The organism is Bradyrhizobium sp. Crot121, assembly GCF_059512385.1.
This window is the reverse complement of the sequence record NZ_JCAMOR010000076.1, coordinates 21,555-34,348: the sequence shown is the minus strand read 5'-3', so window position 1 is coordinate 34,348 and position 12,794 is coordinate 21,555. Positions and strand designations below refer to the sequence as shown.

Sequence of the window (12,794 nt, the reverse complement as noted above, 5' to 3'; positions counted from 1 at the left end):
GGAATGCTTCGGTTGAACCTGTGGTCCTACCCCCGTGCTTTTTGTTGCACGGGACCCATGGGTGCAACCAGCACCCGGCTTTCCCTGCGCCCTCTGATATCGAGGAGGGTGGAAAGTGACGCAGAGCTCGGGCAGCGAATGCCGCGAGAACGCGAACTCACGTCCTCACGCTGTTTGAAAGTTGAATCAGAATCCATCCCCGTCATTGCGAGCGCAGCGAAGCAATCCATCGCGCCACTTGCGGAGAAATGGATTGCTTCGCTGCGCTCTACCCATCCTACGGAATCGCTGTTTGACATTTGAATCAGAACTCTCCGCACGTCATTGCGAGCAAAGCGAAGCAATCCATCGCGCCGCTTGCCGAGGCATGGATTGCTTCGCTTTGCTCGCAATGACGGCAGGAGAAAGCGCTGGCCCTCGCGACGCCGTGCCTTACTTCATCGCCCCGAAGCGGTTGTCGAAGGAGTTCGGCTGCACGATCGGCTGCGAGCCGGAGAGCTGTGTGTCCCTGGTGGCCGGTGCGGCGGTGGCCGGCGCATCGGTGACGGTCGGCTTGAGCGCCGGCTTGGCGGCAGCGAGCTTGGTTTCGGTGGGCCTCGGTGCGACGCGAACGACCGATTGCGACTTGGTCTGAGCAGGCTTGATCTCAGCAGCCTTGGCCTCAGCAGTCTTGGCCTCAGTAGCTTTGGGCTTCGCGGCGGCGGCCGGTGCAGAGGGCGGCACGCTGGTGGCGGCGGCGTTGGCGTCGGCCGTGGCGCCGATCCCGACCTTGCGGGCGATGCTGGAGAAGAGGCCTTCCGACTGCTCACCCGACTGCGTGGCGGAAGCGACGCGGGCCGATGACGTCGCCGACGTCGTCGACACCGCCACCACCGGCTCTTCCGGCTGCGCCAGGTTCGGCTTCGGCGGATTGACGGTGGACGGGATCGTGCCGGGCGCGCGCGCCAGCGACAGTGATTGCAGGCTCTGGCTGTCGCCACCCTCGGAGAGGCCGGTGCTGCCCTCCGGCAGCTTGGAGGCGAAGATCTTGTTCATGCCGCCGTCGATGCCGGTGTTCATCCGCGCCACCGGCGTGCCCTTGGAGATCAGCTTGGCAACCTCGGTCGCCTCTTCCTGCTGCTTCTGGCGGACCGCTTCGGCGATCTGGTCGGGAATCACATAGGCCGGGCATTTGGCGGACGCATCAAACACCGGATCGCGGGTGGCGCCCGGCGGCTTGGCGGCGTCGAAGACATATTTCTTCTCGCAGAAGTCGACCTTCGGCTCCTGCTTCGTCACTTCGAAATGATCGTAGCCTTCCTTGATCATCTTCCAGAAAGGCATGTTCGGATTGTTGCGGTGCTTGGCCATGTTCACCGGCGTCATCCGGAACGGATAGGCCTGCAACTGGAATGCCTTCTGGCCGCCAAAGAACGACTCGCGCCCGAGCGAATAGATCTCCGCGATTTGCTCGTCGGTCATCGCGTAGCAGCCGCGCGAGGAGCAGTCGCCATGCACCATCAACTGTGAGCCGGTGCGGCCGAGCGCCTTGTCGAAGGCGTTGGGGTAGCCGGTGTTGAAGGAGAGGTAGTAGGCCGATTGCGGGTTCATCTGGCCCGGGCTGATCGTATAGAAGCCCTCCGGCGCCTGGCGGTCGCCCTCGCGGATCTTCGGACCGAGATCGCCGGACCAGCGGCAGATCGGATAGGTCTTCAAGAGCGCGAACCTGCCGGAGCGGTCCTGCTTCCAGACTTCGAGCTCGGCTTCCTGCTTGAACAGGCGGATCAGGATCGGCGACTGCAGATCCATGTCCTTTTCCGTGATTGCCGCGACCAGCTTCGGCGGCACCGGCTGGTTGGCCTTGGCATTCGATGCGAGTGAGATGTCGTCGCTATTGCAACCGGCGAGCAATACAGCGGCCGCAAGGGCAGCCGAGGCCAGAAGCGCGCGAACCAGCGTGCGGTGATTCAAGTCCAAGCTCCACACCCACCGGGCATTTCGGGCAACCCCAAATCAACCCTTTATGCCTTGAAGCGATCGTTAAAATACTAACCTTTGGACTTCCCACCCGCAACCTGAACGGGGCCCGGCGGGCCGGAACCATGACAGGCATGGTCAAGCAAGAGTTAAAGACCGGCCCCGGGGCCGAATTGCGGCCAAACCGGCCGACCTGGAGCAAAATGCCGCGATTGCCGGTTAGCTAGGCGAGCTTGCGGCCGATATCGAGAAACTTCTGGCGGCGCTGCTTGCGGATCGCGTCCGCATCAAGATTTCGTAGGTCGTTGAAAGCCTGGGCGATGGCATCGCCGGTGGATGCGATCATGGCGGCGGGATCGCGGTGGGCGCCGCCCGGCGGCTCCTTCAGGATCTCGTCGATCACGCCGAATCGCAGCATGTCCTGGGCGGTGATCTTCATGCTGTTGGCGGCTTCCTGCGCCTTGGTGCCGTCCCGCCACAGGATCGAGGATGCCGCCTCCGGCGAGATCACGCTGTAGATCGCGTGCTCCATCATCAGGACGCGGTTGGCCGTGGTGATCGCGATCGCGCCGCCCGACATGCCCTCGCCGGTGATGATCGCGACATTGGGCACCCCCAGTGACAGGCAGGCGTCAGTCGAGCGCGCGATGGCTTCGGCCTGTCCGCGCTCCTCGGCGCCGATGCCGGGATAAGCGCCGGCCGAATCGACCAGGGAGAGTACCGGGATGCCGAAACGGTCGGCCATTTCCATCAGCCGGACCGCCTTGCGGTAGCCTTCGGGGCGGGCCATGCCGAAATTGTGCTTGATCCGGCTCTCGGTGGAGGCGCCCTTTTCCTGGCCGATCACGCAGATGCTCTCGCCGCGGAAGCGGCCGAAGCCGCCGAGCAGGGCTTCGTCGTCGGCGAATTTGCGGTCGCCGGCCAGCGGCGTGAATTCGGTGATGAGCGCGCTGACGAAATCGGTGAAATGCGGTCGCTGCGGGTGCCGCGCCACCAGCGTCTTCTGCCAGGGCGTCAGGTTGGCATAGAGGTCGGCCAGCGCCTGGCCGGCCTTCTCCTCGATCCGCGCGATCTCGTCGCCGATGTCGCTGCCGGACGCTGCCAGCGCGCGCAATTCGTCGATCTTGGATTCAAGCTCGGCGACGGGTTTTTCGAAGTCGAGGTAACTGCGCATCTGATCCGGCATTACGGCAATATAGGAAGGAACCTGGCGGGCGGCGAAGCGGGTCTGGGGTCTGGAAGAGAAGTTTTGTATCTTCAACAAGTTAACACGCAGCCAAAGCCGAGGCGCGTGGGCTGACCGCAAGCGGTGACGCTCTTTCCTGTGAGAAGCCGCCGAAGTCAAGGCGTAACCCATAGCCCGGCCTGGAAGCGTAATCCGGGGATCGACCGGGCTAAGCCTTCTCCGCCAGCGGATGCAGGTCGCGCACCAGGCTCTTCAGCCGCTCCTCGACCACATGGGTATAGATCTGGGTGGTGGAGATGTCGGTATGGCCGAGCAGGGTCTGGACGATGCGCAGGTCGGCGCCGTTGTGCAGGAGGTGGCTGGCAAAGGCATGCCGCAGCACGTGCGGGGAGACGAGCCGCGGCGCCAAGCCGGAAGCGGCCGCCAACTCCTTGAGGTCGCGAGCAAAATGCTGCCGGGTCAAGTGGCCGCTCTCGCCGAAGGAGGGAAACAGCCATTTCGACGGCGCCGCCTTCTTCTCCGGCTTCATGACTTGCACCGCAGCGAGATAGTCGGCCATCGCCTGGCGCGAGGCCTCGTTCAGCGGCACCAGCCGCTCCTTGTTGCCCTTGCCTCGCACCACGATCATGCGGGCATCGCGCCGCGCCGCCGATAGCGGTAGCGAGACCAGTTCGGAGACGCGTAGGCCAGTGGCGTACAGCACCTCCAAGAGGCAATGCAGCCGGAGCGCGCGCAGCCGCTGCGCCGGTGTCGCGTCGATTTGCGTGAGTTCCTTGGCCCGCGTCAGCATGCGGTCGACGTCGGCGATCGACAGCACCTTGGGCAGGCTGCGGCCGCGCTTCGGGCCAGAGAGGATCGCGGCAGGATCGTCGCTGCGGATGCGCTCGTTGAGCAGGAATCGGAACAGATGCCGCATCGACGAGAGCCGGCGGGCGACGCTGGTTGATTTGAAACCGCGGGTGTCGAGGTCGGCGAGGTAGTCGCGCAGCGTCTGGGTGTCGGCGCCGGCAAAGCTCTTGCCGGCATGGGTGAGGAATTCGGAGAGGTCTTCGAGGTCGCGGCGATAGGCGTCGAGCGTGTTTTCGCCCGCGCCCTGTTCGGCCGCGAGCATGTCGAGGAACAGGCTGATCAGCCCGGCATCTGATGTGCTGGAACGTGTCTTGGAACGCATCCCTGACCATAGCGGCTATTTCTTGAGGAACTTATCCGGCGGGATCGTCACCGTCATTTCCCGCGATTTCGGGGTCACAAAATTCGCCAGTGCGAAAATGATCCCGTAGCCGATACCGCCGATCACGGCGAGGACCGTCAGGAAGCGGAACAGGCTCGGCATATCGAAGGCTCGGGCGGCGAATTAACCATTGGCATCATCCATCATGTTCCCTCAGCCGTTGCAAGGCTCTGGCAACGGTATTGGCGGGGGTAGTATAGGTGACCGGAACGCCGCAAATTCGCCGAGAGACCGAGCTTTAGATGCCAGACAGCGCCGCACCGCTCCCTGTGCTCCCGACCCTGGAGGCCGACATCCTGGCCGTGCTGGGGTCGAGGACGATCGTGCTGGTGGGCATGATGGGCGCCGGCAAATCGACCATCGGCCGGCGGTTGGCCGCGCGGCTGAGGCTGCCTTTCACCGATGCCGACACCGAGATCGAGGCGGCGGCGGGCATGCCGATCCCGGAGATTTTCGAAACCCATGGCGAGGCCTATTTCAGGGATGGCGAGGCGCGGGTGATCGCCCGCCTGCTTAGCGACGGGCCGGCGGTGCTCGCCACCGGCGGCGGTGCGTTCATGCGCGAGGAGACCCGCAACTGCATTCGTGCCAAGGCGATCTCGCTCTGGCTGCGCGCCGACGCCGATGTCATCATGCGCAGGGTGCGGCGCCGCGCCGACCGCCCGCTGTTGCAGACCGCCGATCCCGAGGGGACGGTCAACCGTCTGCTCGGCGAGCGCGAGCCGGTCTACCGGAGCGCCGATCTGACGATTTCGTCGCGCGACGTGCCGCATGACCGGATCGTCGAGGAGTGCTTAGAGGCGCTGCATGCCTATCTCTGTGGCAACGGCACGGCACAACCGGCAACCAACGGAATTAGCCTCCCATCATGACTGCGCCATTGAAACACTCTGATCCCATCACCGTCGATGTCGCACTCGGCGACCGCGCCTATGACATCGTGATCGGGCGCGAGATGCTGCCGTCGCTTGGCGCACGGATCGCTGCGCTCCGCCCGGGTGCGCGCACCGCCATCGTCACCGACCGCACGGTGGCGAAACATTGGCTGGAACGGGCCGAGGCGTCGCTTGCCGCGGCTGGCGTCCCGACTTCGCGCATCATCGTCGAGGAAGGCGAGGGCTCGAAGAGCTATGCCGGTCTGACAGAGGTCAGCGAAGCGCTGATCGCGGCCAAGATCGAGCGCAACGATCTCGTCATCGCGCTCGGCGGCGGCGTGGTCGGCGATCTCGCGGGCTTTGCTGCTGCCATCCTGCGCCGCGGCGTCGATTTCGTGCAGGTGCCGACCTCGCTGCTGGCGCAGGTCGATTCATCGGTCGGCGGCAAGACCGGGATCAACTCGCCGCAGGGCAAGAACCTGATCGGGGCGTTCCACCAGCCGGTGCTGGTCGTCGCCGACACGTCCGTGCTCGATACGCTGTCGCCGCGCCAGTTCCGCGCTGGCTATGCGGAGGTTGCCAAATATGGCGTGCTCGGCGATGAGGCCTTTTTCGCCTGGCTGGAAGCCAATCACGCCGACATCTTTTCCGGCGGCGCGGCGCGCGAGCACGCGATCGCAACCTCGTGCCGCGCCAAAGCTGCGATCGTCTCGCGCGACGAACGCGAAACCGGAGAACGCGCGCTGCTTAATCTCGGCCACACCTTCGGTCACGCGCTGGAAGCGGCGACGGGCTTTTCCGACCGGCTGTTCCACGGCGAAGGCGTGGCCATCGGCATGACGCTGGCGGCGGAGTTCTCTGCTTCTCTCGGCATGATTGCGCAAGCGGATGCGGCGCGCGTGAAACGCCACCTCACTGCGGTAGGGTTGCCGACCCGGCTGCAGGATATCGGCGGCTTCGTCCAGGAAGGACTGGCTGATGCCGACACACTGATGGCGCTGATGGCGCAGGACAAGAAGGTCAAGCGCGGCAAGCTGACCTTCATTCTGCTGGAGGCCGTCGGCCGCGCCGTGATCGCGCGCGACGTCGAGCCTGCGCCGGTGCGTGACTTTCTGAAGGCAAAACTGGCCGAGAATTAAAAACGCTCTTCGGATGACGTAGCTTGACCTGGGTTTCGTTCTCAATCGTCGTCGTCTGCCTGTTGGTCTCCGCCTTTTTCGCGGCGAGCGAGACCGCGCTGACCGGCGCTTCGCGCGCCAGCATGTTGCGGCTGTCCAAGCAGGGCAATCGCGAGGCTGGCGTGGTCTCCAGCCTGTTCAACATGCGCGAGCGGCTGATCGGCGCGCTGCTGCTCGGCAACAACATCGCCAATATCGGCGCCTCGGCGCTCGCAACCGGCATCCTCACCGCGTGGTTCGGCGACGTCGGTGTGCTCTATGCGACCGCGGTGATGACGGTGATGGTCGTGATCTTCGCCGAGGTGCTGCCCAAGACCATCGCAATCAACGCGCCCGACCGGATATCGCTCCTGGTGGCGCGGCCGATGAAGGTCACGGTCTATCTGCTCGGACCGTTCCTGACGGTGATCGAGGTCATCGTGCTCGCCTTGATGAAACTCTTCGGCATCAAGGTCGGTGCCAACCAGGCCATCCTGTCGCCGACCGAGCGACTGCGCGGCGCCGTCGATTTGTTGCATCACGAGGGCAAGGTCGAGAAGCAGGACCGCGACATGCTCGGCGGGCTCCTCGATCTGCGCGAATTGCAGGTGTCGGACGTGATGGTCCACCGCACCGAAATGACCATGATCAACGCCGATCTGCCGCCGGAGGAACTGGTGCGCGAGGTGCTCGCCACCGAATACACCCGCATTCCGCTGTGGCGTGACAAGCCGGAGAACATCATCGGGGTGCTGCACGCCAAGGATTTGCTGCGCGCGATCCGCGCCGCCGACGGCGACACGTCGAACATCGACGTCGCCACCATCGCGTTGCCGCCGTGGTTCGTGCCGGAGATGCGGCCCGTCTCCGAGCAGCTCAAGGCGTTTCGCCGCCGCAAGACGCATTTCGCCCTCGTCGTCGACGAATACGGCGAAGTCGAAGGTCTGGTGACACTGGAAGACATCCTGGAGGAGATCGTCGGAGACATTTCCGACGAGCACGACGTAGTGGTCGCGGGTGTTCGTGCCCAGCCCGACGGCTCCGTAGTGGTCGACGGCTCGGTGCCGATCCGCGATCTCAACCGTGCGATGGACTGGCATTTGCCGGACGAGGAAGCCACGACCGTGGCGGGTCTCGTGATCCATGAAGCGCGCTCGATCCCCGAGCGCGGCCAAAGCTTCACCTTCCACGGCTTCCGCTTCCGCGTCCTGCGTCGCGAGCGCAACCGCATCACGGCGCTACGCATCACCGCGCTGCCGCGCGAAGCCGAGGCCGAGGAGCCCAGGCCGAAGCGTGCCGGGACGGCGTTCTAGCACAGGCGCGTCGATTCTCCGGCATGGCCGGGCTTGTCCCGGCCATCCACGCCTTTCTCGCGGCAGCCAAGAACGTGGATGCCCGGCACAAGGCCGGGCATGACGGGCTTGGATGTTGGCGCCCTATTCAATGTCTATGGTGACCCCGGAAAGCTTCCAGGTGCCGTCGGCGGGGATGAAGGCGAGCTGATACTTCACCTGCTTCGGCGTGGTCTCGAAATGGCCTTTCAGGCGCAGCACGCCCTTCTCGTCGATCTTCGCCTCCTCGTCGGCAATGACAGGCTTTGCCACCACGGCGTCGAACACCGCGTGCTTGTCGACGAGATCCTTGAAGACGGCCTGCAGCTTCTCCGGCGGAAACTGCTCGGCGAACGGCTTTGACATCTTGGCGTGTAGGACGGTGAAATTATTGGCGGCGACGGCATCGCTCAGCGTCACCAAAATGCTTTTCACGAGCACTTCCTGAACGAGCGGGCTCGGCATGGCCTGTGCTGCAGCCGGTACGGGCGCAGAGAGCGCCAGCATTGCCATCACGGCCGCGGCCAATCGCAGATGTGCCCAGTGAACCATCTGACAGCCCCTCGCTACAGGTGGCGATGGTGCAATGAGCCTGCCCAATTCCAATGGAACTGTCCATCGCCCAGGCCGCTATCTCTGATAAAGGAAAACAACCGTGGCGTCTTGCGCGACGTTGATCAAAACCGCAGTTCGGTCGTGTTCTTCAGCTAAATTTCCAGGCGGCGCCCCTCAGCGCGGTCGTTCCGCTGGAGCTTGCGCATGGATCGCGAGCGCATGCACGCCATCCGCGAGTTCCTGGGCGAGTGCCGCATTAATCATGCGATGGCGTTCGATCCGGCTCTTCCCTTCGAACGCTTGAGATACAATATAAACACGGAAATGCGTCTCGCCGCCTGGCCGATGCCCCGCGTGGCCCTCATGCAGATGTGATTCATCTTGGACCTCGAGGCTTTCGGGCAAGAAAGCTTCACGCAACTTGTTTATAATAACGTCTCTTGTGCTCATGGCGGCGGCAATAGTTCGAAGGCTGCATTTCGTCAATGGCACATCCGAAGCAGAGGTATTCGCAATGTCAAGACTTGAAGCTTTTTGCATTGCGTAGTCAAAGTCAGTCATGGCGATCGATTCATCAAAATTCTTCGACTCCATTCGCATCAAGCCGACGAAGGTGAGTGCGAAGCGCCAGGCGCAGGCTGGTCAGGAAGCCATCACCTGCGAATGGGCCGGCTGTCAGAACAAGGGTTCGCACCGCGCGCCGAAGGGCCGCGAGAACTCGCGCGAGTATTGGCATTTCTGCCTCGATCATGTTCGCGAGTACAACCAGTCTTACAATTTCTTCCAGGGTATGAATCCTGAGGCGGTGGCACGCTACCAGAAGGATGCGCTGACCGGCCATCGCCCGACCTGGAAGATGGGCGCCAACACCAGCGCCAAGCATGGCAAGGGCAGCGCCGAGGACGATCTCGGCGGCGCCGCCGATCCCTTCAATGTGTTCTCCGAACTCAATGGCCGCGCCGGCTGGCGGCCGGGCCCGGGCGCGAAGGCCAAGACCGAGACGCGCACGGTGATGAATGCCGAGCGCAAGGCGCTGCAGGTCATGGGCCTCACCGCCGAGGCGACGCTGGAAGACGTCAAGGCGAAGTACAAGGCGCTGGTGAAGCAGCACCATCCCGACGCCAACGGTGGCGATCGTTCCACCGAAGACCGCCTGATCGAGATCATCAAGGCGTATAACTATCTCAAGACCGTGGTCCGCGAGGCTTAGCGCGGAGCCGTAGCCCGGATGGGGCCAACGGGTCGCGCGAACGCGCCCCCCGTTGGCTCCGAGCTACGGGGACTCATTCACACCTTCGGCATCGGCCCCACATAAGACGAGCTTGGCCGGATCAGCCGGCCGGTGCGCTGCTGTTCGCGCGCATGCGCGGTCCATCCCGCCGCGCGCGCCACCGCGAAGATCGGCGTGAAGGCCTGCCGCGGAATGGAAAGCGCGTCGAGCAGGATCGCGGTGAAGAACTCGACATTCGTTTCCAGCGGCCGGTTCGGATTTTTCCGCCGCAACGCCTCGCGGATATAGGCCTCGACCTCGCCGGCGAACGGCAGGTCGGCGCCTTCGGCGGCCAGCCGCTCAATCGCATCTTTCAGCACATCGGCGCGCGGATCGCGTACGCGATAGACACGATGGCCGAATCCCATCAGCCGCTCGCCGCGCGCCAGCGCCGCATCGACCCAGGGCTTGATGCGTTCGCGCGTCCCGATCGCATCGAGCATCTCAAGCACCGGCTCCGGCGCGCCGCCATGGAGCGGGCCGGTCAGCGCGCAATAGCCGGCCGTGACGGCCGCGAACAGGTCGGCTTGCGTCGAGGCCACCACGCGCGTCGTGAAGGTGGACGCGTTCATGCCGTGATCAGAGACCGTGACGAGATAGGCATCCAGCGCCGCGACCTCGCGCGGTTCGGGCTTGCGGCTCAGCAGCATCGTCAGCGTATCCGCAGCGTGGCTGACATTCGGATCGGGCGCGAGCGGATCGTGGCCCTTAGCCCGCTGCACCAGCGCGCCGGCGATCACCGCAAAGGCGCCGACGATCGTCGCTTCGTGCTCGAGCCCGTTTTCGGCGCGCAAGCCAGCGACTGCGGCGCGGAAGCCGTCCACAATCGACATGCCGCGGGTCGCCGGCAGCACGTCGGGCAATCGGGCGAAGGCGCGCTCGCGCGCGGCCCCAAGCTTGGCGCGCACATTGGCCTCGCTGAGCGTGCTTCCGGTCGCCGCATTCCATAATCGTGCGGTGACGCCCTCGAAGCTCGATGTCGAGGCGAGCACGCTGACATGCTCGCCGGCGATGATCAGTTCGCCGCGCTCGCCGTCGACATGGCTGAGCACGGTTTCGGCGGCGGCAATGCCGTCCAGCCCAATCGGGCTTTTGGTCACCTGAATATTCATGGCGGATCTCCTTTCGTGATCAGGAGAAAGTCGATCCTCTCGACAGATTGATCAATCTTGATTAGCTTAATCAATATGAAAAAATCCGATGGCCTTTATCTCTCCGCCCGCGAGGCGGCGGCCGAGCTCGCGATCTCGCCGGCTACGCTCTACGCCTATGTCAGTCGGGGCCTGATCCGCTCCGAGCCTTCGGCGGATTCCCGCAGCCACCGCTACCGGGCCGAGGACATCCGCGAGTTGAAGGAGCGCCGCACCCCGTCGCCGGAGCCGCGCGGCCTGCGCAGCTTCGATGCCGATTTGCCGGTGATGGATTCGGCGATCGCAACCATCACCGAGGACGGGCCGATCTATCGCGGCGTGAACTGCGTCGATCTTGCCGAGAAGGATACGCTCGAGCACACGGCGACGCTGTTGTGGGATGTCACGGGCGTCGATCCCTTTGCGCCGAACAACTGCCCGTTTGTCTCTGGGGAGATGCGCGCCATCGCCGAGGCCGCGCACCGCGCCGCGCCGATTGACCGCGCCATTGCCGTGCTGGCGCTCGCCGCAAGCGCCGATCCCCGCGCCTTCACCCGCGCGCCCGACGGCCGCGCGATGGTCGGCGCGCGCATCGTCCGGCTATTGGTTGCGACCATGCTGAACCGCGAACCCTCGTCCGAACCGCTGCATGTGCAGATCGCCGGCGCCTGGGCATGCGGCAACAAGCATGCCGCCGACCTGATCCGCCGCACGCTGGTGCTGCTCGCCGATCACGAATTGAACGCTTCGACCTTCACGGCGCGCTGTGCCGCTTCGACCGGGCTCAATCTCCATGACGCGGTGATCGCCGGCCTGGCGGCGCTCAAGGGTCCGAAACACGGCGGCGCCGGCGTATTGGCATCGCGGCTGGTGAAGACCTTGGTCGATCAGGATGTCGAGCCGGTGATCCGCGAGCGCGTCGCGCTCGGCGAGCGCTTCGCCGGTTTTGGCCATGGCGTCTACCGGCGCGGCGATCCCCGCGCGCAGTCGCTGTTGGATGCGCTCGCGCGCGCCGGCGCCGCGCGCAAATTCACCAGGGAGGTTCCAGAGCGGATCGCGGAGGCGACCGGCGAGTTCGTCAATATCGACTATGCGCTGGCCGTGCTGGTGCACAGCCTGCGGCTTCCGCTCGGCAGCGAGCTCGCGCTGTTTGCGATGGCACGCAGCGTCGGCTGGATCGCGCATGCCAGCGAGCAATTGCAGCACGGCCGGCTGATTCGCCCGCGCGCACGATATGTCGGGCCGGCGCCCGGACGCAGCGCGGCGGCCAAGAGTATCTGATGTAGCCCCGGCGGAGCCAACGGGGCGCGCGCGACCCGTTGGCTCCGCCCGGGCTGCAGGCTACGTGTGCGGCTTCGCGGCCGGCTCGATCACGCCGCGCCGGCGGCGGATGATCCAGGTCGCAAGCGCCACGACCACGGCGCCGGCGATCACCGTCAGCATCCAGATATGCTTGCCGGCATGATGGTGGTGATATGGCAGCCCGCCATACTCGTGCAGCGCAGAGACCGCGAGCACGCCCGGCAGCACGTGCACGGGTGCCCAGAGCAGGACCGCGGGGATATTGACGCTGTAGAAGCGCGCCGGCGGCATATCCAGCGCGCCGGCGGTGAGTGGCACGAAGGCACGGAACGGCGGCACGAAGCGCGCAAAGAACACCGCGAGTATGCCCCAGCGATGGAAAAACGCCTCGCTCTGCTCGACCACGCGCGGATAGCCCGACAGTGGCCATGCAGCCAGGATCTCGCGCTGGCGGCGATGGCCGATCCAGTAGGCGGAGCCGTCGCCGAGCAGGGCACCTGCGGCGGCGGCGGCCAGCACCGGCCACAGCTTCAGCTCGCCGCCGGGGATCAGCGCCCCCATCGCCACAATGATCGTTGAGCCGGGCACCAGCGACCCCGCTACCGGGACCGCTTCCAGAAAGGCGGCGACAAACAGCGTCAGATAGGCAAGCCACGCATGGGCCGAAACGAAGGTGATCAGGGGGTCGAGGAATGTGGTCACAAAATTCCCGCAGCTCAGGTCTTGCCTGACCTTGAGAGCTAACAACTCGCCCCCGGCCTGGAAAGGGATCGCGGCGGGCCCTCGCGGCAAAGTGCGGCG

Annotated in this window: 13 protein-coding genes; 5 read left to right on the top strand and 8 right to left on the bottom strand. The window is 64.8% G+C overall.

Annotated features, from left to right (window positions below; translation table 11 throughout):
* Nucleotides 1–432: 432 nt before the first annotated feature.
* The 4 genes from AC5ZGW_RS37760 to AC5ZGW_RS37745 form a co-directional block, all read right to left on the bottom strand.
* Nucleotides 433–1,950, bottom strand: coding sequence for a L,D-transpeptidase family protein (locus tag AC5ZGW_RS37760; protein ID WP_130231578.1), 1,518 nt, complete (start codon nucleotides 1,948–1,950; stop codon nucleotides 433–435).
* Between the two features lie 229 nt (nucleotides 1,951–2,179).
* The gene (locus AC5ZGW_RS37755; protein ID WP_130231580.1) at nucleotides 2,180–3,142 is read right to left on the bottom strand and encodes an acetyl-CoA carboxylase carboxyltransferase subunit alpha; all 963 of its coding nucleotides are present in this window, start codon (nucleotides 3,140–3,142) and stop codon (nucleotides 2,180–2,182) included.
* Nucleotides 3,143–3,350: 208 nt separating this feature from the next.
* Nucleotides 3,351–4,313 carry a site-specific tyrosine recombinase XerD gene (xerD, locus tag AC5ZGW_RS37750; protein ID WP_051396745.1) on the bottom strand — a complete coding sequence of 321 codons (963 nt, stop codon included), beginning with the start codon at nucleotides 4,311–4,313 and terminating at the stop codon, nucleotides 3,351–3,353.
* A gap of 15 nt (nucleotides 4,314–4,328) precedes the next feature.
* Nucleotides 4,329–4,475 (bottom strand): hypothetical protein, encoded by a 147-nt coding sequence (locus AC5ZGW_RS37745; protein WP_035690322.1) that lies wholly within the window; start codon nucleotides 4,473–4,475, stop codon nucleotides 4,329–4,331.
* 140 nt (nucleotides 4,476–4,615) lie between these two features.
* Here AC5ZGW_RS37745 and AC5ZGW_RS37740 point away from each other — a divergent pair, with 140 nt between their 5' ends.
* Genes AC5ZGW_RS37740 through AC5ZGW_RS37730 form a run of 3 tightly spaced genes read left to right on the top strand, consistent with a single transcriptional unit; the run spans nucleotide 4,616 to nucleotide 7,718 of the window.
* A complete protein-coding gene (locus tag AC5ZGW_RS37740; protein WP_474419507.1) occupies nucleotides 4,616–5,245 on the top strand; it encodes a shikimate kinase in 630 nt (209 codons plus the stop codon).
* Nucleotides 5,242–6,387: a 3-dehydroquinate synthase gene (aroB, locus tag AC5ZGW_RS37735; protein ID WP_130231173.1), complete on the top strand. Its 1,146-nt coding sequence runs from the start codon at nucleotides 5,242–5,244 to the stop codon at nucleotides 6,385–6,387. Before AC5ZGW_RS37740 ends, aroB begins: the two co-directional genes overlap by 4 nt.
* 23 nt (nucleotides 6,388–6,410) lie before the next feature.
* Nucleotides 6,411–7,718 carry an HlyC/CorC family transporter gene (locus AC5ZGW_RS37730; protein ID WP_130231175.1) on the top strand — a complete coding sequence of 436 codons (1,308 nt, stop codon included), beginning with the start codon at nucleotides 6,411–6,413 and terminating at the stop codon, nucleotides 7,716–7,718.
* A 123-nt stretch (nucleotides 7,719–7,841) separates the two neighbouring features.
* On the opposite strand, the gene AC5ZGW_RS37725 is transcribed toward AC5ZGW_RS37730, so the two are convergent.
* Together AC5ZGW_RS37725 and AC5ZGW_RS37720 are read right to left on the bottom strand one after the other, a co-directional pair.
* On the bottom strand, nucleotides 7,842–8,288 hold the full coding sequence (locus AC5ZGW_RS37725; RefSeq protein ID WP_130231177.1) for a hypothetical protein: 447 nt from the start codon (nucleotides 8,286–8,288) through the stop codon (nucleotides 7,842–7,844).
* A gap of 177 nt (nucleotides 8,289–8,465) precedes the next feature.
* A complete protein-coding gene (locus tag AC5ZGW_RS37720) occupies nucleotides 8,466–8,741 on the bottom strand; it encodes a BolA family protein (protein ID WP_130231181.1) in 276 nt (91 codons plus the stop codon).
* 109 nt (nucleotides 8,742–8,850) lie between these two features.
* Here AC5ZGW_RS37720 and AC5ZGW_RS37715 point away from each other — a divergent pair, with 109 nt between their 5' ends.
* The gene (locus AC5ZGW_RS37715; RefSeq protein ID WP_474419506.1) at nucleotides 8,851–9,501 is read left to right on the top strand and encodes a J domain-containing protein; all 651 of its coding nucleotides are present in this window, start codon (nucleotides 8,851–8,853) and stop codon (nucleotides 9,499–9,501) included.
* Nucleotides 9,502–9,578: 77 nt separating this feature from the next.
* Here AC5ZGW_RS37715 and AC5ZGW_RS37710 read toward each other — a convergent pair whose 3' ends face one another.
* Entirely contained in the window at nucleotides 9,579–10,673 is a 1,095-nt protein-coding gene (locus tag AC5ZGW_RS37710; protein WP_474419505.1) for a citrate synthase/methylcitrate synthase, read from the bottom strand.
* 75 nt (nucleotides 10,674–10,748) lie between these two features.
* Here AC5ZGW_RS37710 and AC5ZGW_RS37705 point away from each other — a divergent pair, with 75 nt between their 5' ends.
* Nucleotides 10,749–11,972 (top strand): citrate synthase family protein, encoded by a 1,224-nt coding sequence (locus AC5ZGW_RS37705; protein ID WP_130231179.1) that lies wholly within the window; start codon nucleotides 10,749–10,751, stop codon nucleotides 11,970–11,972.
* A gap of 60 nt (nucleotides 11,973–12,032) precedes the next feature.
* Here the strand turns inward: AC5ZGW_RS37705 and AC5ZGW_RS37700 are convergent, their stop codons facing one another.
* Nucleotides 12,033–12,695, bottom strand: a complete 663-nt coding sequence (locus AC5ZGW_RS37700) for a DedA family protein (protein WP_474419503.1) — start codon at nucleotides 12,693–12,695, stop codon at nucleotides 12,033–12,035.
* Between the last annotated feature and the right edge of the window lie 99 nt (nucleotides 12,696–12,794).

Bases quoted from the DNA above. Each gene is read 5' to 3' on its own strand.
- AC5ZGW_RS37740 (WP_474419507.1), top strand. From the start codon at position 4,616: ATGCCAGACAGCGCCGCACCGCTCCCTGTGCTCCCGACCCTGGAGGCC.
- AC5ZGW_RS37725 (WP_130231177.1), bottom strand. From the start codon at position 8,288: ATGGTTCACTGGGCACATCTGCGATTGGCCGCGGCCGTGATGGCAATG.
- AC5ZGW_RS37705 (WP_130231179.1), top strand. From the start codon at position 10,749: ATGAAAAAATCCGATGGCCTTTATCTCTCCGCCCGCGAGGCGGCGGCC.
- AC5ZGW_RS37720 (WP_130231181.1), bottom strand. From the start codon at position 8,741: ATGAGCACAAGAGACGTTATTATAAACAAGTTGCGTGAAGCTTTCTTG.
- AC5ZGW_RS37745 (WP_035690322.1), bottom strand. From the start codon at position 4,475: ATGCCGAGCCTGTTCCGCTTCCTGACGGTCCTCGCCGTGATCGGCGGT.
- AC5ZGW_RS37755 (WP_130231580.1), bottom strand. From the start codon at position 3,142: ATGCCGGATCAGATGCGCAGTTACCTCGACTTCGAAAAACCCGTCGCC.
- AC5ZGW_RS37715 (WP_474419506.1), top strand. From the start codon at position 8,851: ATGGCGATCGATTCATCAAAATTCTTCGACTCCATTCGCATCAAGCCG.
- aroB (WP_130231173.1), top strand. From the start codon at position 5,242: ATGACTGCGCCATTGAAACACTCTGATCCCATCACCGTCGATGTCGCA.
- xerD (WP_051396745.1), bottom strand. From the start codon at position 4,313: ATGCGTTCCAAGACACGTTCCAGCACATCAGATGCCGGGCTGATCAGC.
- AC5ZGW_RS37710 (WP_474419505.1), bottom strand. From the start codon at position 10,673: ATGAATATTCAGGTGACCAAAAGCCCGATTGGGCTGGACGGCATTGCC.